This is a genomic window from Synechococcus sp. RC10A2 (assembly GCF_047502605.1).
The window spans coordinates 150,358-176,071 of sequence record NZ_JANSHP010000042.1 but is presented as its reverse complement, the minus strand read 5'-3'; the positions used below and the strand labels follow the sequence as shown (position 1 = coordinate 176,071).

Below are 25,714 nucleotides of genomic sequence, written 5' to 3'. Positions count from 1 at the left end.
GGAGGGAACTGTGCCCCTGCGCGGTTCCTCTCGCGAAGCGGGAGGGAACTGCACCCCTACGCGGTTCCCCTCGCGAAGCGGGGGGAACCTGCAGGAGGGGGGACAATACATAGGAGGTTAACGATGAGACGCAACGGCTTTACGCTTATTGAACTTTTGGTCGTGATCGCGATTATCGCGATTTTGGCGGCAATCCTGTTCCCTGTGTTTGCGCAGGCGCGTGAGAAGGCGCGGCAGACGCAGTGCGCCTCCAACGCGCGACAGGTCGGTCTGGCGACGAATATGTACCTTCAGGACTACGACGAGACCTTCCCGATTGGCTACCTGAACGCTTTTAGCACGCTGGGGCGCGAGATTATCTGGCACTTCCTGATTTCGCCGTACATGGGCGAGGGCAAGTTCGAGACCTACGCCGACGGCGCGAACAACCAACGCCCCGCCCCACAGGTGCGCAGTTGCCCGTCGGCGACCTACCGCAGCGCACTGGCGTACAGTATGAGCGAGCGCATCGGCGGCAATGGCACGGTCATCAGCGCGAACAATGTGCGCTGGCAGTGTTCCAACAACCTGAACCCCTGCTTGCCTGCCTCGCTGGCGATGTTTACGCACCCCGCCGAGACCATCGTGTACGGCGACGGCACGCAGAACCAGCAGTGGGCGGGCAACTGCGGCGCGTTGTATTGGTGGACTCCTGGCTTGCTCAACGGTTGGGGCGGACAGCCCGCGCGCACCGACGCCGAATGGGACACCATCGACCGCGACTTCAACGGGCTGGGCGCAAATCTGAACGCCGCGTTCCAAGTGCGCTACCGCCACGGCGGCAAGGTCGCCGTGCTGGTGTGGGCGGACGGACATGTGAAGGCGATGCGGCGCGGGGCAATCAAGATCCCGTGGCACTGGCAACTCGGCGGCGACAACCCCGACGAGAACAACCCCAACATTCGGTGAACACTATGCAATATCCACGCAGCATCCAGTTTTCAGGCTACACTTGGCTCGTCAAACGCCACACGACGCCCGTCGGTCCAGGACCGAACCTCTTCTCGGACGCCGAGTGCAATGTGTGGGTAGATGCGCGCGGGCGACTGCACCTGAAAATCACGCGCACGGGCAACCGCTGGGAGTGCGCCGAGGTCATCTGCACCCGCTCGCTGGGCTACGGAACCTACCGCTTCTACCTCGAGAGCGAAGTGCATGACCTTGACCCGAAGGTCGTGCTGGGGCTGTTCACTTGGAGCGACACGCGCGACTTCGGCTACCGCGAAATCGACATCGAGTTTGCGCGGTTCCAAGGAGCGACGGGACCCAACGGCTACTACACCATCCGCCCGCACGATCCGGGACACCCCCAGCACACCTTCATGTGGCCTGCAGGCGTGCGTCAGTCGGTACACTGGTTCCGCTGGGAGCCAGGGCGGCTCTATTTTCGCAGTGTGCGTGGGCATCGCCCGCAGCCGTCCAGCGCGAGCGCAATCGTCGCCGAGTGGACTTACACGGGCGGTTTCGTACCCCCGCCCGGCGACGAGAACCCGCGCATGAACCTGTGGCTACTCAACGGTGAGCCGCCTATCAACGGACGCGAGGTGGAGGTAATCGTAAGCCGATTTGAGTTCCAGCCCTTGTAAGTGTGCCATGAGAAGACTTGTGAGCCTAATGTTGGCATCGGCAGCGGTGGCGATTCACGCCCAGCCGCTGATGGACGACTTTTTCGGCGGGTTTGACCCTCAGCACGGCTGGAGTTGGATCGTGCCTGGCAACGCGCCTGCGAACACGCACGACCCTGCACGGGTGAGTTTCACTGCCGAGCAACTGCAGATCACCGCGCGCAGTGGAACGCTGTATCAGGGCGTCAACAGCATCCGTAACCTGCCGAGCGTGTCTGTGCCTGCGTTGCGCGGGGCGTGGGTGCTTGAAACGCGCGTGCGCCTGACGCGGGGCGGCGCGTCGGGCGGCTACATCCAAGCAGGGCTGGTCGCCTTCCGCGACGCCGACCACTACTTCAACCTGCACATGGTGTACCTGCCAGAGCAGAACCACTGGCTGTCGGTCAGCGGCGGGCACGAGTGGGCGGGCGTCTACCAGTGGGCAGGGCTGAGCGGCATGGTGTGGAGCCCCAGCGCGGGCGATACTTTGCGCCTGATGATGCGGTATGAACCCGACACGGGGCGCGTGCGCTTTTTTTACGACCGCGAGGACGGCGCACACTGGCGCGAGTTGGCGGGGTCGCCGCGCCCGCTGAGCGACTTCCCCGCGCTGCAAGCCGTCGCGCAATCGGGCGGGCAGATTGGGCTGTATGTGGACTTGGGCGGCGGCGGAGGCAGCCCCGCGCCCGTCGCTGCCTTCGACTACCTGCAAATCCTCAGCGACTACCACCCCGCCGATGTGAACTGCGACGGCATCGTGGACGACGCCGACCTGCTACAAGTGCTATTCGCCTTCGGCGTGCAGCGGTGCAACCACCCCGCCGACATCAACGGCGACCGCGTGGTGGACGACGCCGACCTGCTGCAGGTGCTGTTCGGTTTCGGTGCGCGCTAATTAGGTACAATTGAACGCCACAGGAGGCGTTCTGGATGCAGGTGTTGACCGAAGCATTGAGTTTTGACGATGTGCTGCTACTGCCCAACCACTCCGAGGTGCTGCCCGACGAGGTGGATGTTAGCACAACGCTGGTGGGTGACATTCGCTTGCGTGTTCCGATTGTCAGTTCGCCGATGGACACCGTGACCGAGGCGCGCATGGCGATTGCGCTGGCGCGGGAGGGGGGCGTCGGCGTGATTCACCGCAATATGCCCATCGAGAAGCAGGCGTTGGAAGTCGATCGCGTCAAGCGCAGCGAACACGGCGTCATCTGGGACCCGATTTACCTCTCGCCGAACCACACCGTGCGCGACGCGCTCGAACTGATGGAGCGCTACCACATCTCAGGCGTGCCCATCACCAACGAAGAGGGCTACTTGGTGGGCATCCTGACCAACCGCGACATCCGATTCGAGACCAACTTCGACCGCCCCATCCACGAGGTGATGACCAGCGAGAACCTGATTACCGCGCCTGTCGGCACAAGCCTTGAGGAAGCCGAGAAAATCCTGCAGAAGCACAAAATCGAGAAACTGCCCATCGTGGACGACCAAGGTAAACTGCGCGGGCTAATCACCATCAAGGACTTGTTGAAGATTCGGCAGCACCCGAACGCCACCAAAGACGATAAGGGGCGTCTGGTGGTCGGCGCGGCGGTGGGACCGATGCGTCAGCCTGTGGAGCGGGCGCGCGCGCTGGCGGAGGCAGGGGTGGACTTCATCGTCATCGACTCGGCGCACGGGCACTCGCAAGGGGTATTGAACGCCGTGCGGCTGATTAAGCGCACGCTGCCCGACCTATTGGTGATTGCGGGCAATGTCGCCACGCGCGAGGGTGTGCGCGCGCTGGCGGAGGCGGGGGCAGATGCGATTCGCGTCGGGCTGGGTGCAGGCTCGATCTGCACCACGCGCGTGGTGGCAGGCGTCGGCGTGCCGCAACTGCACGCCATCATGGAGTGCGCCGCTGAAGCGCAGAAGTGGAATCTGCCGACGATCGCCGACGGCGGCATCCGCTATTCGGGCGACATCGTGAAGGCGTTGGCGGCGGGCGCAAACGCCGTGATGCTGGGCAACCTGCTGGCAGGCTGCGAGGAGTCGCCAGGCGAGATCGAAATCTTCCGCAACCGCGCCTACAAGGTCTATCGCGGCATGGGGTCGGTCGCTGCAATGCGCCAAGGCTCCAGCGACCGCTACTACCAGACCGACCCGCGCAAGATTGTGCCCGAAGGCGTCGAGGGGCGCGTGCCCTATCGCGGTCCCCTGTCCGAGACGATTCACCAACTGGTGGGCGGCTTGCGGTCGGGGATGGGCTATATCGGCGCGCGGAACCTGCAGGAGTTGCGCGAGAAGGCGCGGTTCATCCGCATCACCAACTCAGGGCTGCGCGAGAGCCATCCGCATAGCGTCTCCATCACGCGCGAGCCGCCGAACTATTGGACAGGAGGCGAGGAGTGAGGCGGCAACAAGGCTTCGAAGGCGTCTGGTGGGGCACGCTGACGGCGGGCGCGCAGCGGCTGCGCGTCGTGTTCCGCCTGCAACGCGACGCCGACGGGCAACTGCGCGGCACGATTGACAGCCTCGACCAAGCCGCGACGGGCATCCCAATCAGCGAAATCACGGTGGAGGGCAACACCATTCGCGTCCGTTCCGACGCGGTGCAGGGCGAGTTCGTCGGGACACTTTCGGACGACGGCAAGCAGGTTGCAGGCGTCTGGAAGCAGGGCGGGCAGGAGTTGCCGCTGACGCTAACGCGCGGCGAACCGCCCACACCCAAACGCCCCCAAGAACCCAAACCGCCCTTCCCCTACCGCACGGAAGAAGTGCGCATTCCCCACCTCAAGGAGCGGTTCGAACTGGCGGGCACGTTGACCATCCCCGAAGGCAAGCCGCCGTTCCCCGCGATTGTGTTTTTCACAGGGTCGGGCGCGCAGAACCGCGACCAAGAGGTGTTCGGGCACAAGCCGTTTCTGGTGCTGGCGGACTACCTAACCCGTGCGGGCTATGCAACGCTGCGCATGGACGACCGCGGGGTAGGCGGTTCAGGCGGCGACATGCGCACGGCGACCACGCTCGATTTCGCAGACGACGCGCTGTCGGGCGTGCGCTACCTGCAGAAGCGCAAGGAGATCGACCGCAAGCGCATCGGGCTGCTGGGGCACAGCGAGGGCGCGCTGGTGTGCGCCATTGCCGCCGCCAAAGCGCCGCGCGAGGTCGCCTTCCTGATTATGCTGGCGGGCACAGGCGTGCCCGGCGAGCAGATTCTGTACCGCCAAGCGGAACTGATGAGCCGCAAAGCGGGGCTTGCCGAGCCGCTGATCGAGCGCAACCGCGCCCTACAGCAGCGCGTGTTCGAGATCCTTAAACGCGAGCGCGACGACGCCAAAGCGCAGGACGCAATTTATGAGGCGATGCTCCAGTCGCTGGGGGCGGGCGCGAACCTGCCCGAAAACCAGAAGGCTGCCCTCCGCGCGCAAGCCGCCAACTACATCTCCCCGTGGTTCCGCGCCTTCATCACGCTGGATCCTGCGCCCTACCTGCGCAAGGTGCGCTGCCCCGTGCTTGCCCTCAACGGCGAACTGGACTTACAGGTAGACCCTGAGCAGAACCTGCCCGCCATCGAGCGCGCGCTGCGCGAGGGGGGCAACAAGCGCATCACCATACGCCGCCTGCCCAACCTCAACCATCTGTTCCAGAAGGCAAGGACGGGGCTGATTACCGAATACACGGAAATCGAGGAGACCTTCAACCCCAACGCGCTGGAAGTGATTCGTAAGTGGCTGGACGAGACCGTGCGGGGCAAGAAATAGAAATGGTGACCCCAGGGGGATTCGAACCCCCGTCCTCCTGGCTGAAAACCAGGCGTCCTAGACCACTAGACCATGGGGCCAGCCGTGAGTAGTATACCCCAGCGCGCCAAGGGAATTGCAAGCCCTTGCGAGGAAGGCTTTTGTGGGGGCGCGGCAGGACTTCCGCAGCGAGACGCGAATCCCGCGCTTATGGAGGGCAACGATGCAAACCTACAGACTCTACATCAACGGTGAATGGGTAGACACAGGCACGCGCTACGAAGTGCGCAACCCCGCCAACGGCGAGGTGATTGCCGAGTGCGCCGTCGCAGGCGAGGCGGAACTGAACGCCGCCGTAGACGCCGCTGCACGCGCCTTCCCCGACTGGGCAGCCCGTTCCTACGAAGAGCGCGGCGAACTGCTGCGCGCCGTCGCGCAAGGCATCAAGGCACGCTACGAAGCGTTCGCCCTCGCCGAAACGCAAGAGACAGGACGCTGCCTGCGCGAAACGATGGCGCACGACATCCCCGCCACAATCGCCGTGTTCGAGTATTTCGCAGGCGTCGCCCCCGCTACACTCGGCGAGACCATCCCCGTTCCTGGCATGTACCTCAACTACACGCGGCGCGAGCCCTACGGCGTCGTCGGCGCAATCACCCCGTGGAACTTCCCGCTGTGGCTGGCAGCCATCAAGATTGCCCCCGCGCTGGCGGTCGGCAACACGATGGTTCTCAAGCCCGCGCCCACCACGCCGATTACCGCGCTGATGCTGGCGGAAGTGATGCACCAAGCGGGCATCCCTGCAGGCGTGTTCAATGTGCTGACCGACCCGACGCCCGCCACGCTTGGCGACCTACTGACCCGCCACCCGAAGGTGCGCAAGATCTCCTTCACGGGGTCTACGGCGGTTGGCGTGCGCGTGATGCAAAACGCCGCGACGCACATCGCCCCCGTGTCGCTGGAGTTGGGCGGCAAGTCGCCGTTTATTGTGTTCGCCGACGCCGATTTTGACCGCGCCCTCGCCCACGCCCTGCTGGCGAACTACTTCGCGCAGGGGCAGATGTGTACCGCCGCTACGCGCATCTTCGTCGAGCGACCAATCTACGAGCGGTTCCGCGATGCGTTCGTCGCCCGCGCCCAACGCCTGCAGATTGGCGACCCGTCAGACCCCACCACCGAGTTTGCGACCCTGCACAAGCGCGAGCAACTGGAGAAGACCGAGTTCTATGTGCGCACTGCGCTTGAGGAAGGCGCGAAACTGCTTGCAGGCGGCAGACGCCTCACCGAGCCGCCCTTCGACAAGGGCTTCTACTTCGCGCCGACCGTGCTGGAAGAGGTGCAGCCCACCATGCGCGTCGCCTGCGATGAGATTTTCGGACCCGTCGCGATGCTGATGCCGTTCGAGGGCGAGGCAGAGGCGGTGCGCCTTGCCAACAGCACCGACTACGGGCTGGCGGCGGGCGTCTGGACGCAGGACATCGGCAAGGCGTTGCGCGTCGCCCACCAGATTGAGGCGGGCAAGGTGTGGGTCAACTGCTACAACATGATTCCCCCGCAAGCGCCCTACGGCGGCTACAAACTTAGCGGCTTCGGGCGCGAACTCGGCTTGCACTGCCTGCTCGACCTCTACACGCAGGTCAAAAATGTGCAGGTAGACCTCAGCCCCGACTATTTTGAGTGGTTCGGGTAGGCTCCCCACGAGAAAACTCCTAACGAAAAAGCAGGGAATGCCATAATTAAGGGTACGGAGGTGTGAAATGCGAGTCTGGACGATTTTGAGTCTGCTGGCAGCGGCGGTTTGCTTAGGGTACGCGCAGGGGCAGACACAGGAAACGCCCCAGGAAGCCCCCAAGCCGCCAGTTCAGATTGAGGTTAAGAAAATTGCGCTTTACCCGTGGAGTTTCGCCGAGAACGAGCGCGGCACGAACGAGCAAGCCGTGCGTACCGTGCAAGAGCTGTTGCGTCGGTCGTTCGAAGACCGCGCGGGGCTGGAAATTATCCCTGAAGGACGATGCCGCTCTGTGTGGCTGCAACTGGGTAACGATAATGTTTCGCTCACTTACGAGGAGCCGGGGCAATTACCCCAGCTGCCCAGTCCGAAGAAATTGCTGGAGTTCGGCGAGGCGTTAGGCGCGGACTATGTGTGCGCAGGCACGGTCTCGTGGCGCGTGCGCTCCGTCTGGGTTGGACTGGGACCCAAAACGAAGGCGGAAGCCACGGTGAATGTGATTATCGTCGATGTGAAAAAGCGCGAGATTGTGGTTGATGTGCGCGACTTCTCGTCGGGAAGCAACAAAGCGGAGAAGTGGTACGAGACGGCGGGCGCGCTGCTGGTGTCATGGGGCATTACACTCTTCAGCGGTGGACCGAAGACGCCGCACATGCAACGCGCAGGCGTGATTGCCGTCGGCGCGGCAATTGAACCCTTCTTCGCCGCCACAGGACGCAAAATCGACTGACCTTTAATCGCCTACCCTAATCCCTCCCGCCTCTGGTAGGGCGAAACGCTCTGCCAGAGGCGTGCGTCTTCTACCAATCGCATAGGCAAAATTTACGAAAACCAGTGAGATTGAAGACCCCCTCCTTAAGGTTCCCCCTGCACGCAGGGGGAACCGATGGGCTTGGTTCCCCTCGCGAAGCGGGGGGAACCTAAAGGAGGGGGGCAATTGATAAACTCTGCCCGTGCGATTGGTATTCGAGTATACTTCTCGTCGGAGGCGCACGATGCGGTGGCTGTGGCTGTGTGTATGGCTTACGCTGGCGGGGCAATCTGCGCTTGCCCAGGTGACGCTTGCTGACGACCCGCGCTTGCAACCGCGCATCACCCTCTGGCTGAAGATGGAACCCCTGCGCGATGTGTTGCGCACGGTTAGCAAACAAACAGGCGTCTCCCTGCGCTGCCAAGACGCCATCCAGCACCACAAGGTGTCTATCTTCGTGGAGAACCGCCCTGCGGGGGAGATCCTGACGCAGTTAGCGTCGTTGTTTCGCTATGCGTGGCGCAGGGATGGGGGGGAGTATGTGTTGTATGTGCCTGACGAGACGCGGCAGCAGGAGGAGGGTGTGTTGCGTGCGGCTCGCGAGGCGCGTGTGCGGGCGTTGCAGGATGTGATCCGCTTTGCGCGGGAGGCTGTCAACAATCCGCCTGCTGAAGCGGAGGACGACGATTCGTTCTGGAATCTCCCGCAACCAAGTGAAGACGCGCCGCCTGAAGAGTGGAATCGGTGGTTGGCATATTGGTATCGTCCTTGGGAGGCAACGCGCGAATATGCTCAAAAGCGAGGCAATTTCCCAGAGTGGATCTTCGAAGACGCAGTGCTGTTGGCGTTGCTGGCGAAGATGCCGCCGCAGGCGGAACGCGCCCTGCTGAATGGGCAACTGGTCGGGTTTAGCACGCGCCCTATGCCAGGGGTCTATCCGCTGCCTGAAAGCATTATCGCCTCCAATTATATGCGCGGCTACGAATGGGATGAGGCGACAAATCAAACCCGTGCCGTCCAGCAGAACCCTCCGTACTGGGGGCTTTGGATTCGGCTTCCAAAGCGTGGAAACTACTTGGAGTATGAAATGGTTTGGTTCTCGCGCGACCGCTACTCTTCTGGGAACCGTTCGCCTTCTGAGCCGGAGTTGAATCGCATGATGAAACAGTTTTTATTCTACACGGTACCCTATGTGCGCGACCATCCGTGGCTTGCCCAGTGGCGGGCGTGGGCGACTCCTCAGAAGGCGTGGGAACCGCGCATCCCCGAACGCGCCCTCACTGAGCGCAATGACCGCGCCAAGCCGCAGTCCCCTTCGTATGTTCTGGATCGAGATTACTCGAACAACCTCGTCAACAGCGCCGACCTACTGGAATGGTTCGCGTGGAGTACGCGCCTACCCGTCATTAGCGAGTCGTTCCGAACAGATTCGGCGTGGCTTCGGGAGTTGAATCTCAAAGCGCCTCGTGATGTGCTTCGGAAGTTGTCGGAACGCGCGTGGGTGCGAGTTGACGAGTCGGGCTATGTGCTGCGGCGTGTGGAGTTGTATTGGGCGTGGCGCCTGGTGGAGTTGCCCGAAGATTGGCTGCGCCCGCTGGAGCAACGCTTTGCCCAGCAGCGCTGGCTGGACTTAGAGGATTATGTCGCCCTTGCGGGACGCATGACCGATGTGCAGGTAGACTATTACAAACGCGATAGCGTGTCGCTCTCGTGGACATCCCCAATTTGGCTCACTGTGCGCTTTCCTTGGGAGACCCTGACCCAGAGCCTACGCGGGCTGCGATTCTTAGCGTCGCTGAGTGCAACTCAGCGCAGGCAGTTGCTTAGCGGCGATTGGATACCCGTCAGTACCTTGACGCTTCCTCAACGACAGCGATTCCGAGAGGCACTTGAGGACGGCTTTCCACCGCCTGAGCAACTCTTGAGAATCGATTTTCCGTACCGATGGGAGGATCCGCGTCAGTTTCCGCTGTTGGGATGGTCGGAAGAGAGGCGAACCGCAGAGCTGTCCCCTGTAGACACGATGGCGTTTCGGCTGAAGCATTACACCGAGTACCCGTTGAGCTACGACATCCCAGATGAGATAGGACTCGCACTGCGTTACTACATCCCTCGCAGAGAAAATATTCGTCTTCCTTCTGGGTTTGATCCCAGCGAAGTTGAACAGTGGCAAAAAGAGGCGGAGCGGTACGCTATCGAGAGTTTGCTACAGAGGTTCAAGGAGGAACAAGCAATGCATCTCTACCTTGTCCACACGCAGGGCTACACGCTGGAGTTGCAAGCGCCACCCGCGCGACGCAGAACCTACTACATCTTCCAGCGGCGCGCTGAACTTGTGGATGTGCGCACGCTGGAGGCGAGACTCAAGGAGGTGGAGAAGCTCAATGAAGATACCCAAGCCAACGGACCCTGAGGACGAATCGGCATGGCGCGCCTTTCTCAGGGCGTGCGAGCGTCATCACGAAAGTCTGCGCGGGCGCGTCCCCGAACACGCGCTTGCGCTCCTGAAACTCGAGGGCGTAGACGATGGACTTCTCGTAGAAGCTGACTACAATCGCGCCGAACGCACTCTCAAGGTGGTGCTTCGCTGCGGACACCTGCAGATGGGGTACTACGACCTTGTCTTGCAGTTCCACGACGCGGAACTGTCACCGCGCAATCGGCGAATCTTGCGGCAGATTGCAGAAACGACGCAATCCTGCCGAATCCACGAGTTTGACCTCTACCGTTTCGAGTTGGACTTAGCCTCCGATGGGGCGCTGATACTGCGATTGGAATTCCTTGGTTTCAATCTGCCCGATGCATGGGTAGAAATCCGCTGCAGTGCGTTGGAGTGGCATACGGAGCCGCGCCCCAACCAAGAGTTGCCCAACATTCCACGCTACCGCGAACGCTGACAGTTCAGTGTTGTATCAGCGTGTCAAGCAACGCACACGAATGGCAGACGAAACGCGCTCTGCCTCTGACTCGTCTCCCACTGCGGAGGAGGTACAGCGATGCATCGTGGGCAGACATGGATGTGGATATGGATTTGGATAATGATGCTTGGGATGTGGCTTGCGATACTTGCCGCGCTTGCAGGGTGCGGCGGCGCGACGAGCCATCAAATCATCACGGACTACAAGGGGAGCCTGCAGGGAATGGTGGTTGCGCCCCCGAACGGCGCGCGGGATGTGGACACGCGCATCAAGCCGCGCATCGCGTGGCGAGGCGACGCCCAGCCGCCTGCCGTGTTCAGCGTCTCGCTCAAGTACCAGCGTCAAGGCGGCGACTTTGACCCCGTGCGCACGCGCTTGGAACGGCTCGGCGAGAAGGAGTGGCAACTCGTGCCGACCTTCCCGCTCTCGTCGGGCACGCTCCACGCGATAGTCGTCACCGCGCCCAACGAGCGCGTCGAGTCGTGGTTCATCACGGAGGGCGACCCCGTTTACTTCCGCTCCGCGCCGCCCACCGAGCCTGCTGCCGACGCGGACGACGGCGCGGCGTTTGAACACACAATCTACTACCACCCACTGCCGAAGTGAACACACCCACATCTTTGACCGCCCCGCCCGTCGGGTACAATTGCTTGTGATGAGCAGCCCGATTGGTCGCGAGGTGTTGCAGGTTCCCGTCGAGGAGGAGATGAAACGCTCCTACCTCGACTACGCGATGAGCGTGATTATCGCCCGCGCGCTGCCCGATGTGCGCGACGGACTCAAGCCCGTGCAGCGGCGGATTCTGTATGTGATGCGCGAACTCGGCTTGACCCCCGACTCGCAACACACCAAGTCGGCGAAGGTGTGCGGCGAAACCACCGCCAACTACCACCCGCACGGGCAGGAGGTGGTCTACCCCACGCTGGTGCGCATGGCGCAGGACTTCAACATGCGCTATCCGCTGGTGGACGGTCAGGGGAACTTTGGGAGCGTGGACGGCGACCCGCCTGCTGCCATGCGCTACTGCCTCACAGGCGACGCGCTGGTGCGCACAGCGGAGGGGCTAATTCCGATAAGCAAGTTGGCGAGCGCGGAGGCAGGGGCGGAGGTCGCGATTGATATTGCCGTCCGCTCCGCAGGCGGGCGAACCCAGCGCGCCGAACGGTGGTTCGATTGCGGCGAGCATCCGACTCTGCGCGTGCGCACACGCTACGGCTACGAACTCATAGGCACGCCGAACCACCCCGTGCTGGTATGCCTTGCGGACACTACGGGCAAGCCGCGCCTCGCGTGGAAAACGCTGGACACGCTGCAAGTGGGCGACTACCTCGTGATTGATCGGGGCATCGAAACACAAGCGGGAACGCCTGTAGACCTCACCCCGTACTACCCAGACCTCTCTCCTGCGACGCGACGCCACGCGCTGCCGACGCAACTGGACGAGCCGCTGGCGTTCCTGATGGGTGCGCTGGTCGCTGAGGGCACGCTGGCAGACGACCGCATCGAGTTCACCTGCACGCCAGGCGAGTTCGCCGACGAGTTTGTGCGCTGCTGGGCGCGCGTCTTCCCCGACTGCCGTCTGCACCAGTGGCTGCGCCCGCCTGTCGGTTTCGGCAAGCGCCCGTTCTGGCAGATGCAGGTCGTCAGCCAGCAGGTGGTGCGGCTACTCGGCAACTTGGGGCTGCACGGGCGTTCGGCGGAGCGCGTTGTGCCCGAGGCGATTTTGCGCTCGCCGCAGGCGGTACAGGCGGCGTTTCTGCGCGGGCTGTTCGAAGGCGACGGAGGTGTCGAGCGCAGTGGGCGGAGCCTGATGCGCGTAAGCCTCGTCTCCGCCAGCAAGCGATTGCTACAACAGGTGCAGGTGATGCTGCTGCACTTTGGGATTGTGGCGCGGCTGACGCAGGACACGCGCGGCACGACTTGGCGGCTCATCCTCACAGGCGCACGCAACCTGCAGCGCTATGCCGCAAGTATCGGCTTTGTGTCCGAAGCGAAACGCAAGGCGTTGGAGGCGGTTTTGAATGATGCGACGGGGCGCGTGCTGTCCAAGACCGACTTTGTGCCGTACCTGAGCGCGTATGTGCGCCGAACAGCAACGCGCCACCGCGAGTGGCTGGGCAAGCACAACTTCGACCGACCAGAGCGGCTCGCCGACGCGCTCCCCCGCTTGCTGGAAGCCCTCACCCCTGAAGACGCCGAGTTCCTATGTGCCCTCGCCGAAGGACGCTACTTCTTCGACCCCATCGTCGCCATCGAGGACGCAGGCACGCAGCGCGTCTACTCGATTCGCGTGGCGAGCGACTGCCACTCCTTCGTCGCGAACGGGTTCATTAACCACAACACCGAGGCACGCCTCACCCCCATCGCGATGGAGATGCTCGCCGATATCGACAAGGAGACCGTCGACTGGATGCCGAACTATCTGCAGAGCGCGGAGGAGCCGACCGTGCTGCCCGCGCGATTCCCGAACCTGCTGTGCAACGGCGGGAGCGGCATCGCCGTCGGCATGGCGACCAACATCCCCCCGCACAACCTCAGCGAAATCGTCGACGCGCTCATCTATCGGCTGGAACACCCGAACTGCACGCTGGAACCCATCCTGAAACTGCTGCCTGGACCCGACTTCCCGACGGGCGCGCTGATTTTGGGCACGAAGGGCATCCGCCAAGCCTACGAGACAGGGCGCGGCAGCATCGTGATGCAAGCCAAGACGCAGATCGAACCGCTGGATGGCGGCAAAAGCGCGATTGTGATTACCGAACTGCCCTACCAAGTGAGCAAGGCGCGCCTGATCGAGCAAATCGCCGCGCTGGTCAAGGCAGGCAAACTGGATGGCATTACCGACCTCGCCGACTACTCCGACCGCACGGGCATGCGCGTGGTGATTGAACTGCGCCGTGATGTGAACCCGAACCGCATGCTCAACAGTCTGCTCAAGCACACACAGATGCGCACCACCTTCGGCGCGATTCTGCTCGCGCTGGTGGACAATGTGCCGCGCGTGATGAGCCTGCTGGACTTGCTGGATCACTATCTGGAGCATCGGCGCACCGTTATCGAGCGGCGCACGCGCTACGAACTCTACCGCGCCAAGTCGCGGGCGCATATCTTGGAGGGGCTGCAAATCGCACTCAACTTCCTGGACGAGATTATCCGCATCATCCGCCAGTCGGAGACCGCCGAGGTCGCCCGCCGCGAGATGATTCGCCGATTCGCGCTCACTGTGCTGCAGGCGGACGCAATTCTGAACACGCAACTGCGCCAACTCGCGCGGCTGGAGCAGGAGAAACTCGCCGAGGAGTACCGCGGACTGTTGCGCGAAATCACACGGTTGGAGCATATCCTCTCCGACCCGAAGCAGGTGGAGCAGATTATCAAGGACGACCTGCGCACCCTCAAGGAGAAGTACGGCGACGGGCGACGCACGCGCATCATCGCCCGCGAAGCGGAAGACATCTCGGAAGAGGAACTCATCCCCGAAGAGGAGACGCTCGTGCTGATTACGCGCGACGGGTACATCAAGCGCGTGTCGATGGACGCCTACCGCTCGCAAAAGCGCGGCGGCAAGGGCGTGATTGCCACCACCGCCCGCGAAGAGGACGAAGTGGAACACCTGTTCCAAGTCAGCACGCACCACTACATCCTGTTTTTCACGGATCGCGGGCGCGTGTACCGCCTCAAAGCCTACGAGATTCCCGAAACCTCGCGTCAGGCGCGCGGCACGGCAGTGATTAATTATATCAACATCCAGCCTGACGAGAAGGTGACGGCGACGGTCTCGGTGCGCGATTTCGCCAGCGAGGGCTACCTGACGATGATCACGCGCGGGGGCGAGATTAAGCGCACCGCGCTCAACGAGTTCGCGAACCTGCGCAGCAACGGCTTGAATGCGTTTGACCTCGAAAGCGGCGACTCGCTGGGATGGGTGCTGCACACTTCGGGCAAGGACGATGTGCTGCTGGCGACGCGCGCGGGACTGGCGATACGCTTCCCCGAATCGGATGTGCCCGTGCGGGGTCGCACGGCAGGCGGCGTGAAGGCGATTCGGCTCGGCAAGGACGACGCGCTCGTTGCTGCGTGTCGCGTGCAGCCCGACGCGCTGCTCTTAGTCGTCTCCGAGAACGGCTTCGGCAAATGCACGCCGCTTACGGAGTACCGCGTGCAATCACGCGGCGGCAAGGGCATCTTCACGATGAATGTCACGCGCAAGACGGGCAGCGTGGTCGCGGCGGAGGTCGTCGAGAAGGACGACAAGGTCATCCTCGTCACCGCGAACGGCAAGGGCATTCGGCTGCGCGTGGCGGATCTGCGCATCACGGGGCGCATCGCGCAAGGCGTGAAACTAATAGACCTCGCGCCAGGCGACACAGTGGCAGCGATTACGCGCATCGTGCTGGGCAAACGCCTGCATGCAGTGGACGCCTCGCGCGACGGACAAGACGCGAGCGCATAGCGAAGCCTCTCAAAGACAAAACTGCCTCACAGCCCTAAAATCTCTCGCGCTCCAGGCGTGCGTTGCAGTTCGTCGCGCGAGAGTCGCCTTTGAGTTTCCCAATCTGGCTCCACCTTCCAGAGGCGGTACGCGCCCGCGTGTTTGTCCCACTGCCATATCTTGCGTGCGAATAAGCATCGCTGGCGGGCAATCTGCGAGTAGTGCGGCTCATCTAACTGAATGGTGAGCCACGACTCCACAATCTCCCAGAGCCTGTCTCGGTTCACATCGCGCGCTTCTGCGCGGAAGCGACCCTCACTTCGGTAGAGCCAACGCGCTTGGGTGGGGCGTATCATCTGTAGAACGCCCGCAGCACACGCCTGCCCGTCCACCCAGAAGAAGATTTCGTCCCTGCCGTCGCGGTTCAGGTCACGCACCAGCAGTGTGCCACCACTGCCGTGCCCGACGAGCTGCTCCCAGAGACGCCTTGGCGGCTGAGCGGCGCGCGGCTCCAAGACAACTACATAGACATTGCCAGGCTCTTGATAGCTCGGCTCCCCCGCACGGGCGGCGGCGGTTTTGCGCACCAGCGCAACCAGGCAGCGCCGTGCAGGCAGCAAGCGCGCTGAGCGCGCGGTTGCCAGCACCTCAATGTAGTCGGCGGCGAAGGCAAGCGCGATCTGCGCCTTGTCGTCTCGCGAAGATTGGCTCATGGCTATCCCCGTCAAGCCCCGCGCCCGTCCATCAGCGCGAGGAACTCGTTGAAAAACGGGCGGCTGTCCCACGGTCCAGGCGCGGCTTCAGGATGGTACTGGAGCGTCATCACCCTCAAGTCGCGATGACGCACGCCCTCCACCGTGCCGTCGTTGAGGTTGATGTGCGTCAGCTCCAGCCCCGTGCCGTCCAAACTGTCGCGATCTACGGCGTAGCCGTGATTTTGCGCGGTGATGTCCACGCGCCCCGTGAGCAAGTTCTTCACAGGATGGTTGCCCCCGCGATGCCCGAACTTGAGCTTGTAGGTGCGCGCCCCCAACGCCAGACTCACTAACTGATTGCCCAAGCAGATGCCCGCAACGGGAACCTTACCCAGCAACTGACGCACAGTCTCAATCACAGGCTGCAACCGCGCGGGGTCGCCTGGACCAGGCGAAAGCAACACCCCGTCGGGCTGATACGCCAGCACCTGCTCGGCAGTCGCCGTCGCAGGCAGAATGATCGAGCGCACCCCCAGACTGGCTAAACGGCGCGGGATGTTCCACTTCACCCCGCAGTCTAGTATCACCACGCGCTTGCGGTAGTGGTCGTCGGGCGCGTCGATGGGTTCCATCCCGTCGTAGCCCCACTTGTAGGGTTCAGGTGTCGTGACGCGGTACACGAAGTCTTCCTCGTCGTAGCGGGGGACGGTCTGCAGGCGGTGGAACGCTTCGTCGGGCGTCTCGTCGGTGGTGATGGTCGCCATCATCACGCCATAATAGCGCACGCGCAGCGTGACGGCGCGGGTGTCAACGCCGCTAATCGCCACTATCCCGCGCGCGGCGAGGTAATCGTGCAGCGCGGCGCGCGCTCGCCAGTTGGACGGCGTCTCGCACGCCTCGCGCACCACAAAGCCCGCCGCCTGCGCCCGACGCGACTCGTCGCTTTCGTCGTTCACGCCGTAGTTGCCAATCAGCGGGTAGGTCATCAGCACGATTTGCCCTGCGTAGGAGGGGTCGGTGAGGATTTCTTGGTAGCCTGTCATGCTGGTGGTGAACACCAGTTCGCCTGTGGCGCGTCCCGTCGCGCCCAGCGACTCGCCCGCAAATACGCTCCCGTCTTCCAGCACCAGATGCGCCCGCATCGGGAAGGAAGTATACCTCCCGAAGCGCTCCCCAAGACACAGCCTTACCCTTTGTAGGGGGCAACCCTCGTGGTTGCCCCACTTATGGCTGCCTTCCCGTATGCGGGGTATAATCCCACCCGATGCAAGGGCAGTTCCGACCCCAGACGCCGATGCTGCAGCAGTATTTTCGCCTGAAGGCAGAGTACCCCGATGTGCTGCTGGCGATGCAGGTCGGCGACTTCTATGAATTCTACGGGGAAGACGCCGAAATCGCCGCGCGCGAGCTGGAAATCGTGCTGACGGGGCGCGAGGACGGCAGCAACGGGCGCATCCCGATGGCGGGCGTGCCCATCCACGCCTACGAACGCTACCTCGCCAAACTCGTCCAAAAAGGCTACCGCGTCGCCATCTGCGACCAAATCGAAGACCCCAAACTCGCCAAAGGGCTGGTCAAACGCCGCGTCACGCGCGTGCTGACCCCAGGCACCGTCGTGGAAGACTCGATGCTCGACGCGCGGGCGAACAACTACCTCGTCGCCGCCGTGCTGGGCGACCCGATTCACGGACTGGGCGTCGTCGATGTCTCCACAGGCGAATTTTTGGCGACCGAAATCGCAGGCGAGGGACGCCTGCAGAAACTGCTTGACGAACTGTTCCGCCTGCAACCCGCCGAGGTGCTGGTGCCCGAAGACCAAGAGGAACTCATCCAGACCTTGCGCGAGCAACTAAGCGCGACGATTACACCCGTACCGCTGCAGGAATGGGTCGGGCGCGAGGCGCGCGAAATCTTGCTGCGCCACTTTGGGGTGGAGTCGCTGCGCGGGTTCGGCTGCGAGGAGTTCACGCGCGGGCTGGATGCCGCCGCACTCGCCCTGCGCTACCTGCAGCAGAACCAGATGACCGCCTTAGAGCATATCCGCACGCTGGCGACCTACTCGGTGGAGCGGTTTATGTACCTTGACGCGACGGCGCGGCGACATCTGGAGCTGACGCAGAACCTGATGGATGGCACGCGCCGCTACACGCTGCTGGCGAGCATCGACAGCACCTGCACGCCGATGGGCGCGCGACTGCTGAAACGCTGGCTCGACGAGCCGCTGCTGGAGCCTGACGCCATCGCTGCGCGGTTGGACGCTGTAGACGCGCTGGCGCAGCAGAGCATTCGCCGCGACGCACTGCGCCAGATGCTGCGCCCACTGGCGGACTTGGAGCGGCTTGCCGCACGCGCCAGCACGGGCACAGCGAATGCCCGCGACCTCGTCGCCCTGCGCCAGTCACTGCAACGGCTGCCCGCCTTGCATGCGGAAGCGGACGCCCTGCTGCGCGAGCTGCCCCAGCCGCCGACGCTGCTGGCGACGCTTGCGCCGCGCCTTGCGCCCCTGAATGACCTCTGCGCCCTGCTGGAACGCGCCCTCGTGGACGACCCACCCGCTGACCTCAAATCGGGCGGCGTCATCCGCGACGGCTACGACCCCGAATTAGACCGCCTGCGCCAAGTGCGCACCGACGGCAAACAGTGGATTGCCCAACTGGAAGCCAAAGAGCGGCAGCGCACGGGCATCCCCAGCCTCAAGGTCGGCTACAACGCCGTCTTCGGCTACTACTTGGAGGTCTCCAAGCCGCACCTGAGCAAAGTGCCCGCCGACTACATCCGTAAGCAGACGCTGGCGAACGCCGAACGCTTCATCACCCCTGAACTCAAGGAGCAGGAGGCGATTCTGCTGGGCGCGGAGGAGCGCATTAACGCGCTGGAGTTCGAGCTGTTCACGCGCGTGCGAGGCGAGGTCGCCCGCCACACGCCACACCTGCAGTCGCTGGCGAAGGCGATTGCCGAGCTGGATGTGCTGTGTGCGTTTGCCGAGAACGCCGTGCGCCACCGCTATGTGCGCCCCGTGGTGGACGCTGAAGACCGCATCCATATCGTGGGCGGACGCCACCCCGTCGTGGAGCGATTCAGCGAGAAGCCGTTTGCGCCCAACGACTGCCGTTTAGACCCCACCCAGCGGTTGATTATCCTGACAGGTCCCAACATGAGCGGGAAGTGCCTGTCGGGCGAGACGCTGGTGTTTACAGAGCGGGGCATTCAGCGATTGCACGACCTTGCGCCGCCCGACGCGCCGCTGAACGCTTTTGCGCCGATAGATACCCGCGTGCGGACGCGCGACGGCGTGCAGCGCGCAACGCAGTTCTACTCTGGCGGGGAGCAAGCGACGATTCGGCTGACCACGCGGCTGGGGTTCACGCTGGAGGGCACGCCTGACCACAAGGTGTGGACACGCCGCGAAGATGGTTCGGAGGGCTGGACGCGCCTCGGCGACTTGCGCCCAGGCGATTGGGTCGCCCTCGCGCGCGGGTTCGAATGCTGGGGCAACCAGACGGAACTGCCCACTTTTGACCCCCCCTCCTTGAGGTTCCCCCCGCTTCGCGAGGGGAACCGCGTGCGAGTGAAGGTTGCCGCGCTTCGCGAGTGGGACTGTGGTTCCCCCTGCTTGCAGGGGGAACCTAAAGGAGGGGGTCAAAAAACCTTCATCCACCCGCGCGAGCAGGAGTGCAAAGTTCCGACCCATCTCACGCCTGATCTTGCCTACTGGTTGGGGCTACTCATCGGCGACGGCACGATAACTTATCGCAACGCCATCGTCTTTTCCACGAAAGACCCGTTCCTCGCAGAGCAGTTCTGCGAACTGTCTGAGCGACTGTTCGGCTACGCGCCCACTCGCAAGGCAAACGGCAAGGACTACTCCATCTCCAGTGCTTACTTGAGGCAGTGGCTGCACCAGATTGGATTGGATTATGCAACTGCAGCGACGAAGCGCACGCCTCAGTGCATCCTCTGTGCCCCACGCGAGTGCGTCGTAGCCTATCTGCAAGGACTGTTCGATACCGACGGCTATGTGGAGCGCAAGTACGGGAATGTGTTCCTCACCACCGCCTCGCGCCTGCTTGCGCTGGAGACCCAGATGCTGCTACTTAACCTGGGGATTGTAGCGTCGTTGCGCAAGAAGACCATCAAAAAAGGTACTTACTACGAGATCGCCGTTCACGGGGAGGATGCAATCCGTTTCCACCAACAGATAGGGTTCCGCCTTGAAAGGAAGAAACAACGCGCCTTACTCGCCTCCGAAGTGCGCCGTCCAAACAAAGGCGGGATACCTCATTTAGCACCCCTCCTAAACAACATACACCAGCGCATCGTATCCTCCCGCACCAAATGCCGTGCGCTAAAGTCCTGCAAGGCGGTCGAGTCGCTGTTTTACACTTACATCCCAAACGGCAGAAACCCGAGCTACGCCGCACTGAACCGATTAGTTCAATACTGTCGGGAAAACAATATCGACTGCCAAGAGCTGGAGTTGCTTCTGATGCAGGGCTACTTCTACGATCCCATCGTCCGCCTTAAACCCAGTCGCGCTGTCGTCTACGACTTGAATATTGAGCCTGACCATAACTACATCGCGCAGGGCTTCGTTAGCCACAACTCCACCTACATTCGCCAAAACGCGCTGATTGTGCTGATGGCGCACATCGGTAGTTTCGTGCCCGCCGAACGCGCCGAAGTCGGCTTGGTAGACCGCATCTTCACGCGCGTCGGCGCACGCGACGAACTCGCCACAGGGCAGTCCACCTTCATGGTGGAGATGACCGAGACCGCCAACATCCTCAACAACGCGACCCCGCGCAGCCTCGTGATCTTGGACGAAATCGGGCGCGGCACCAGCACCTACGACGGGCTGGCAATCGCGTGGGCGGTCGCCGAGTACCTACACGCGATTGGCTGCAAGACGCTGTTTGCGACCCACTACCACTACCTCAACGATTTGGCGAACCGATTGGAGGGCGTCGCCAACTACCGTGTCGCCGTCAAGGAGCAAGGCGACCGCATCGTGTGGCTGCACAAGGTGCTGCCTGGCGGTACGGATCGCAGTTATGGCGTGCATGTGGCGCGGATGGCGGGCGTGCCCCCAGAGGTGGTGCAGCGCGCCGAGCAAATCCTGCGCGAGTTCGAACGGCGCGGCGTGCAAGGCGCGGTTCAGCCGCCCACCAGCGACGCGCCGACCGTCCGCACCAAAAAACTGCAACTGACCCTTTTCGAGGCGGAGATGCATCCCGTGCTGGAAGCCCTCCGCGCGCTGGACATCGCCACCCTCAGCCCCGTCGAAGCCCTGCTGAAACTGGACGAGCTGAAACGCAGGCTGGAGTCATAGCTACGGAACCAGCACCGCCGCGCCGTGAATCTTGCCTTCACGCAGTGCCTGCAACGCCTCGTTCGCCTGCTCCAGCGGGAACGGCGTCGGGTGCGTCTGCACAGTGAAGGGACGAATACGCTCGAAAAACGCCGTACCGTCCTCGCGCGTCAGGTTCGCCACCGAACGCACGACCCGCTCGCCCCACAAAATGGCATACGGGAACGACGGGATGTCGCTCATGTGGATACCGCCGCACACGACGACACCGCCCTTGTCCACCGCCCGCAGCGCGGCAGGCACTAACTCGCCCGCAGGCGCGAACAGTATCGCCCCGTCCAGCGGCTCTGGGGGGATTTGGTCGGAACTGCCCGCCCACCACGCACCCAGCCCCCGCGCGTAGTCCTGAGTCTCGTGGTCGCCGGGGCGTGTGAAGGCGAACACGCGCATCCCGTCGCGGATGGCAATCTGTATCAGGATATGCGCCGCCGCGCCGAAGCCGTACAGCCCCAGCCGATTGCCCACCATCTCGCGCCGCGCAATACGGTACGAGCGGTAGCCAATCAGCCCTGCGCACAACAGCGGCGCTGCGCTCACTGCGTCGTAGCCGTCGGGGATGGGGAACACATAGCAGGCGTCAGCGACGGCGTATTCGGCATAACCGCCGTCCAGCGTGTAGCCCGTGAACTTCGCGAAGGGGCACAGGTTCTCGCGCCCCGCCTCGCAGTACCGACATGTGCCGCAAGTCCAGCCCAGCCACGGCACGCCGACGCGCTGCCCGACCTGCAGCGCAGCGACCTCCGCGCCGAGTTGCGCCACCTCGCCGACAATCTCGTGCCCCAGAATCAGCGGCAGCTTCGGATTGGGCAGCTCGCCGTCCACAATATGCAGGTCGGTGCGGCACACGGCGCACGCCTGCACACGAATCAGCACTTGGTGCGCCTCGGGCTGCGGGATGGGCGCCTCGCGCAACACCAGCGGCTGCCCGACCGCCTCCAGCACCATCGCACGCATCGTACTCATACGCGCTCAAACAGCCCTGCCGCGCCCATGCCCAGCGCGGCGCACATCGTGACGAGACCGTAGCGCCCGCCTGTGCGTTGCAGCGCGCACGCCAGCGTGACGACCTGCCGCGCACCCGTGCAACCCAGCGGATGCCCCAGCGCAATCGCGCCGCCCAGCGGATTCACCCGCGCCATCGGCATCTCAAAGATGCAGCTCGACGCCAGCACCTGCGCCGCGAACGCCTCGTTGAACTCGATGTGGTCGATCGCGTCGATGCCAACCCCTGTGCGCCGCAGGAGTTTGGGGATGGCATAGGCGGGCGCGACGCCGAAGTCTTCGGGGGTCAGCGCGGCGGTTGTGTAGCCCACGAAGCGCAGCAGGGGCTTGATGCCCAGCGCGTCTGCCTTGCGTGCGCTTATCACCAGCACGGCAGCTGCGCCGTCGCTGCGCTGCGAGGCGTTGCCCGCCGTGATGATGCCGTCGGCGCGAAAGGCGGGCTTGAGTTTCGCCAGCGACTCCATGCTCGTGTCGCGGCGGGGTCCCTCGTCACGGGTGAGGGTAATCGCCTCGCGCTGGGGGCGTCCGCAGGCGTCGACGGTCTGCACTTCGGTCTGCACGGGCGCGATTTCGGCGTCGAACAGCCCTTCGTCTTGGGCGCGGACGGCTTTCTGGTGGCTCTGCAGGGCGAAGGCGTCCGCCTGCTCGCGCGTGACGCCATACTTACGCGCAAGTTGCTCCACCGACAGCCCCATGTTCAGGTAGGTGTTGGGCGCGTCGCGGAACAGAGTCGGGTTCGGGTGTGTGCGGATGTCCAGAAACGGCACGCGGCTCATGCTCTCCACGCCCCCTGCGAGGATGATGTCAGCGTCGCCTGCACGGATACGCTCGGCGGCGATGGCGACGGCTTCCAGCCCCGACGCGCAGAAGCGGTTCACCGTCGCGCCTGGCGTGCTTGGAGGCAGCCCCGCACGCAGGGCAGCAACGCGGGCGACATTCATCCCCGATTCGCCTTCGGGCGTCGCGCAGCCGAAGATGACATCTTCAATCTCGCTGGGGTCTACAGCGGGACATCGGGCGAGAACGGCTTGGATTGCTATCGCGGCAAGGTCATCAGGTCGGGTATGGCGCAGGCTGCCGCGCGGGGCTTTGCCGATAGGTGTGCGCGCCGCTGCCACAATCACGGCTTCGTTGCTCATGCGTGCCTCCACAAAACGAAAGGATACCTGATGGGGTTCGGGCGCAGCTACTCCGCCAGCGCGTACTCCAGCGTCGCGACACGCACATAGACACCGTTGCGCACCTGCTCTAAGATTAGCGACTGTGCGCCGTCGGCAACTTCGTCGCTGAGTTCGACTCCGCGCTGGATGGGACCAGGGTGCATCACGACGCACTCAGGCTTCGCAAGGCGCAGGCGTTCGGCGTGGATCTGGTAGTCGCGGCGGTAGGCGTTGAGGCTGGGCAGGAGTCCTTGCTGCATCCGCTCGGTCTGCAAGCGGAGCGCCATGACGACATCGGCGTCTTTGATGGCGGCGTCGGCGTCGTGAGTAAGCGTGGCGCCTTTTAGAGGCGCGTCGGGCAGCAGCGACGGTGGCGCACAGAGCCACACCTCCGCGCCCGCTTGCGTGAGCAGCGTCAGGTTCGACCGCGCGACGCGGCTGTGCCGAATGTCGCCGACGATGGCGACTTTGCGCCCCGCCAGCCACGGCGTGGTCGGGTCGGGCATGCCGTAGTGGCGCCACAGCGTGTAGAGATCAAGCATCGCCTGCGTGGGGTGTTCGTGTGCGCCGTCGCCCGCGTTCAGGATGGGCACAGTGGCGACCTGCGCGGCGGTCTGGGGCGCGCCCGCCTGCGGGTGGCGCATCACAATCGCGCGGATGCCTTGCGCGCAGAGCGTGCGCACCGTATCTTGCAGGCTCTCACCTTTGGCGACGCTGCTGGCTTCCGCCGTGATGACCAGCGGGTGATAGCCCAGCAGCACGCACGCCTGCTCGAACGCCGCGCGGGTGCGCGTGCTGGGTTCGTAAAACAGCAGGGCGATTAGCGCGGCGCGGGGCTGTATCGGCGGTGTGGGATTCGCCTGCAGGCGGGTACGCCAAGACTCCGCGCGGTTCAGTATCTCCGACACGGGCAAGTCAGCGGCGGTCAGCACATGGGGCATCGGCGCCTCCTATGGCAGGGGCGGAGCCGCCTTGCGCAGCACCACGCGGTCGCGCCCTTCCAACTCCATCAACTCCACCAACACGAACTCGCTACGGCTGGTGGGCAGGTTCTTGCCCACATAGTCGGGACGGATGGGCAGCTCGCGATGCCCACGGTCAATCAGCGTCGCCAACTGGATACAGGCGGGGCGCCCCAACTGCATAATAGCCTCCATCGCGGCGCGCACCGTGCGCCCCGTGTGGATGACCTCATCGACCAAGATGACGCGCTTGCCCGTGATGGGGAACGGCACATCGGTCTGGCTACGGGTAAGCGTGCCTGGCTTGCGTTCAATGTCGTCGCGGAACGGGGTAATGTCCACACTGCCGCACGGGATTCCGACGCCTTCGATTTGCGAGAGGGCGAGCGCGAGTCGTCGGGCGACGGGCGCGCCCCGACGCTGGATGCCAATCACTACAAGGTCTTTCGCGCCGCGATTGCGCTCTAAGATTTCGTGTGCGATGCGCGTGATGGCGCGGCGCATGTCCTCCGCGTCCATCACCACAACCTCGCCCTGCTCCGTCATCGTAGGGAGTATACCCGCTTTATTGCCAGCAGTCGTCGCCGAGCGTGCCCTCGTAAAGCGCCTTGCCGACGATAACGCCTTCCAACGAGGTGGACTGCGCCAGCGCACGCAGGATAGTCAGGTCGCTCGCATCACGCACGCCCCCCGAGGCAATCACAGGCACAGAGACCGTCTTGAGCAGCTCGATGAGCGGCTCAAAATCGACCCCCTGCAAGGTTCCATCGCGCTCAATCTGAGTGAAGATGATGCGTTGTGCCCCGCGTTGCGCCATCTCCTGCGCCACTTGGAGGTAGTGCGTCTCGGACAGCGACTCCCAGCCTGCGGTGACGGCGCGCCCCGACTTCACATCGAGCGCGCAGACGATGCGTTCACCGTACTTTTCGAACAGCGCGCCCGCGACTTCGGGCTGCTCGACGGCGAGCGTGCCGAGTATCACGCGGTCTGCGCCCGCGTCCAGCAGAGCGCGTACCGCCTCTTCCGAGCGGACACCGCCCCCAACCTGAACAGGAATTGCGACCCCGCCAATCACGCGCCGAATGAGTTCTAATTGAACTGGGTAGCCCGCGCGTGCGCCGTCCAGGTCTACGACATGCAGGCGCGGCGCGCCCCGCTGCGCCCAGTGCTGGGCAAGCGCGACAGGGTCGTCGTGGTACCGCGTCTCCCGCGTATAGTCGCCCTGAAGCAAGCGCACCGCGTAGCCGCCGCGCAGGTCGATTGCGGGAATCACTTCAAATGGCTTCATCAACCGCCAATTGTACCGAAGGAAGCCACGCGCCTATAATCGGG

The 25,714-nt window shown here is 63.5% G+C and carries 18 protein-coding genes, 1 tRNA gene and 3 pseudogenes; 14 read left to right on the top strand and 8 right to left on the bottom strand.

Annotation, left to right across the window (positions count from 1 at the left end):
* The first annotated feature begins 123 nt into the window (after positions 1-123).
* The 5 genes from NW848_RS05070 to NW848_RS05050 are packed head-to-tail and all read left to right on the top strand — an operon-like array spanning position 124 to position 5,386.
* Positions 124-948, top strand: a complete 825-nt coding sequence (locus NW848_RS05070) for a DUF1559 domain-containing protein (protein WP_414510610.1) — start codon at positions 124-126, stop codon at positions 946-948.
* A gap of 5 nt (positions 949-953) precedes the next feature.
* Positions 954-1,625: a hypothetical protein gene (locus NW848_RS05065; protein WP_414510609.1), complete on the top strand. Its 672-nt coding sequence runs from the start codon at positions 954-956 to the stop codon at positions 1,623-1,625.
* 19 nt (positions 1,626-1,644) lie between these two features.
* Positions 1,645-2,538, top strand: a complete 894-nt coding sequence (locus NW848_RS05060) for a hypothetical protein (RefSeq protein ID WP_414510608.1) — start codon at positions 1,645-1,647, stop codon at positions 2,536-2,538.
* A 35-nt stretch (positions 2,539-2,573) separates the two neighbouring features.
* Positions 2,574-4,034 carry an IMP dehydrogenase gene (guaB, locus tag NW848_RS05055; protein ID WP_414510607.1) on the top strand — a complete coding sequence of 487 codons (1,461 nt, stop codon included), beginning with the start codon at positions 2,574-2,576 and terminating at the stop codon, positions 4,032-4,034.
* Positions 4,031-5,386 carry an alpha/beta hydrolase family protein gene (locus tag NW848_RS05050; RefSeq protein ID WP_414510606.1) on the top strand — a complete coding sequence of 452 codons (1,356 nt, stop codon included), beginning with the start codon at positions 4,031-4,033 and terminating at the stop codon, positions 5,384-5,386. The genes guaB and NW848_RS05050 overlap by 4 nt, the downstream gene beginning before the upstream one ends.
* Positions 5,387-5,389: 3 nt before the next feature.
* Here the strand turns inward: NW848_RS05050 and NW848_RS05045 are convergent.
* Positions 5,390-5,466: transfer RNA gene (locus NW848_RS05045), tRNA-Glu, on the bottom strand.
* A 122-nt stretch (positions 5,467-5,588) separates the two neighbouring features.
* On the opposite strand from NW848_RS05045, the gene NW848_RS05040 reads away from it, so the two are divergent.
* From NW848_RS05040 to gyrA, 7 genes and pseudogenes are all read left to right on the top strand, one after another.
* Positions 5,589-7,055 (top strand): aldehyde dehydrogenase family protein, encoded by a 1,467-nt coding sequence (locus NW848_RS05040; protein WP_414510605.1) that lies wholly within the window; start codon positions 5,589-5,591, stop codon positions 7,053-7,055.
* 67 nt (positions 7,056-7,122) lie between these two features.
* The gene (locus tag NW848_RS05035; RefSeq protein WP_414510604.1) at positions 7,123-7,824 is read left to right on the top strand and encodes a hypothetical protein; all 702 of its coding nucleotides are present in this window, start codon (positions 7,123-7,125) and stop codon (positions 7,822-7,824) included.
* 265 nt (positions 7,825-8,089) lie between these two features.
* Positions 8,090-10,258: a hypothetical protein gene (locus NW848_RS05030; protein ID WP_414510603.1), complete on the top strand. Its 2,169-nt coding sequence runs from the start codon at positions 8,090-8,092 to the stop codon at positions 10,256-10,258.
* Positions 10,230-10,742 carry a hypothetical protein gene (locus tag NW848_RS05025; protein ID WP_414510602.1) on the top strand — a complete coding sequence of 171 codons (513 nt, stop codon included), beginning with the start codon at positions 10,230-10,232 and terminating at the stop codon, positions 10,740-10,742. Before NW848_RS05030 ends, NW848_RS05025 begins: the two co-directional genes overlap by 29 nt.
* A 153-nt stretch (positions 10,743-10,895) precedes the next feature.
* Complete coding sequence (locus tag NW848_RS05020) at positions 10,896-11,369, top strand: hypothetical protein (protein WP_414510601.1); 474 nt, start codon at positions 10,896-10,898, stop codon at positions 11,367-11,369.
* 49 nt (positions 11,370-11,418) lie between these two features.
* Positions 11,419-13,092: pseudogene (locus NW848_RS05015) on the top strand (DNA gyrase subunit A); the annotation flags it as partial.
* Positions 13,093-15,216 carry a DNA gyrase subunit A gene (gyrA, locus tag NW848_RS05010; protein ID WP_414510841.1) on the top strand — a complete coding sequence of 708 codons (2,124 nt, stop codon included), beginning with the start codon at positions 13,093-13,095 and terminating at the stop codon, positions 15,214-15,216.
* Between the two features lie 26 nt (positions 15,217-15,242).
* On the opposite strand, the gene NW848_RS05005 is transcribed toward gyrA, so the two are convergent.
* Positions 15,243-15,908: a hypothetical protein gene (locus NW848_RS05005; RefSeq protein WP_414510600.1), complete on the bottom strand. Its 666-nt coding sequence runs from the start codon at positions 15,906-15,908 to the stop codon at positions 15,243-15,245.
* An 11-nt stretch (positions 15,909-15,919) separates the two neighbouring features.
* Positions 15,920-17,032 carry a glutamine-hydrolyzing carbamoyl-phosphate synthase small subunit gene (gene carA, locus NW848_RS05000; protein WP_414510599.1) on the bottom strand — a complete coding sequence of 371 codons (1,113 nt, stop codon included), beginning with the start codon at positions 17,030-17,032 and terminating at the stop codon, positions 15,920-15,922.
* Positions 17,033-17,154: 122 nt separating this feature from the next.
* On the opposite strand from carA, the pseudogene mutS reads away from it, so the two are divergent.
* Positions 17,155-20,433: pseudogene (mutS, locus tag NW848_RS04995) on the top strand (DNA mismatch repair protein MutS); the annotation flags it as partial.
* Positions 20,434-20,451: 18 nt separating this feature from the next.
* A pseudogene (locus tag NW848_RS04990) lies at positions 20,452-21,326 on the top strand (MutS-related protein); the annotation flags it as partial.
* On the opposite strand, the gene NW848_RS04985 reads toward NW848_RS04990, so the two are convergent.
* Genes NW848_RS04985 through hisA form a run of 5 tightly spaced genes read right to left on the bottom strand, consistent with a single transcriptional unit; the run spans position 21,220 to position 25,670 of the window.
* On the bottom strand, positions 21,220-22,221 hold the full coding sequence (locus tag NW848_RS04985; protein WP_414510598.1) for a zinc-dependent alcohol dehydrogenase family protein: 1,002 nt from the start codon (positions 22,219-22,221) through the stop codon (positions 21,220-21,222). The pseudogene NW848_RS04990 and the gene NW848_RS04985 overlap by 107 nt on opposite strands.
* Complete coding sequence (locus tag NW848_RS04980) at positions 22,218-23,399, bottom strand: thiolase family protein (protein ID WP_414510597.1); 1,182 nt, start codon at positions 23,397-23,399, stop codon at positions 22,218-22,220. Before NW848_RS04980 ends, NW848_RS04985 begins: the two co-directional genes overlap by 4 nt.
* 47 nt (positions 23,400-23,446) lie before the next feature.
* Positions 23,447-24,361 (bottom strand): aspartate carbamoyltransferase catalytic subunit, encoded by a 915-nt coding sequence (locus NW848_RS04975; RefSeq protein WP_414510596.1) that lies wholly within the window; start codon positions 24,359-24,361, stop codon positions 23,447-23,449.
* Between the two features lie 9 nt (positions 24,362-24,370).
* Positions 24,371-24,928, bottom strand: a complete 558-nt coding sequence (gene pyrR, locus NW848_RS04970; protein ID WP_414510595.1) for a bifunctional pyr operon transcriptional regulator/uracil phosphoribosyltransferase PyrR — start codon at positions 24,926-24,928, stop codon at positions 24,371-24,373.
* Between the two features lie 19 nt (positions 24,929-24,947).
* Positions 24,948-25,670 carry a 1-(5-phosphoribosyl)-5-[(5-phosphoribosylamino)methylideneamino]imidazole-4-carboxamide isomerase gene (gene hisA, locus NW848_RS04965; RefSeq protein ID WP_414510594.1) on the bottom strand — a complete coding sequence of 241 codons (723 nt, stop codon included), beginning with the start codon at positions 25,668-25,670 and terminating at the stop codon, positions 24,948-24,950.
* Positions 25,671-25,714: the final 44 nt, after the last annotated feature.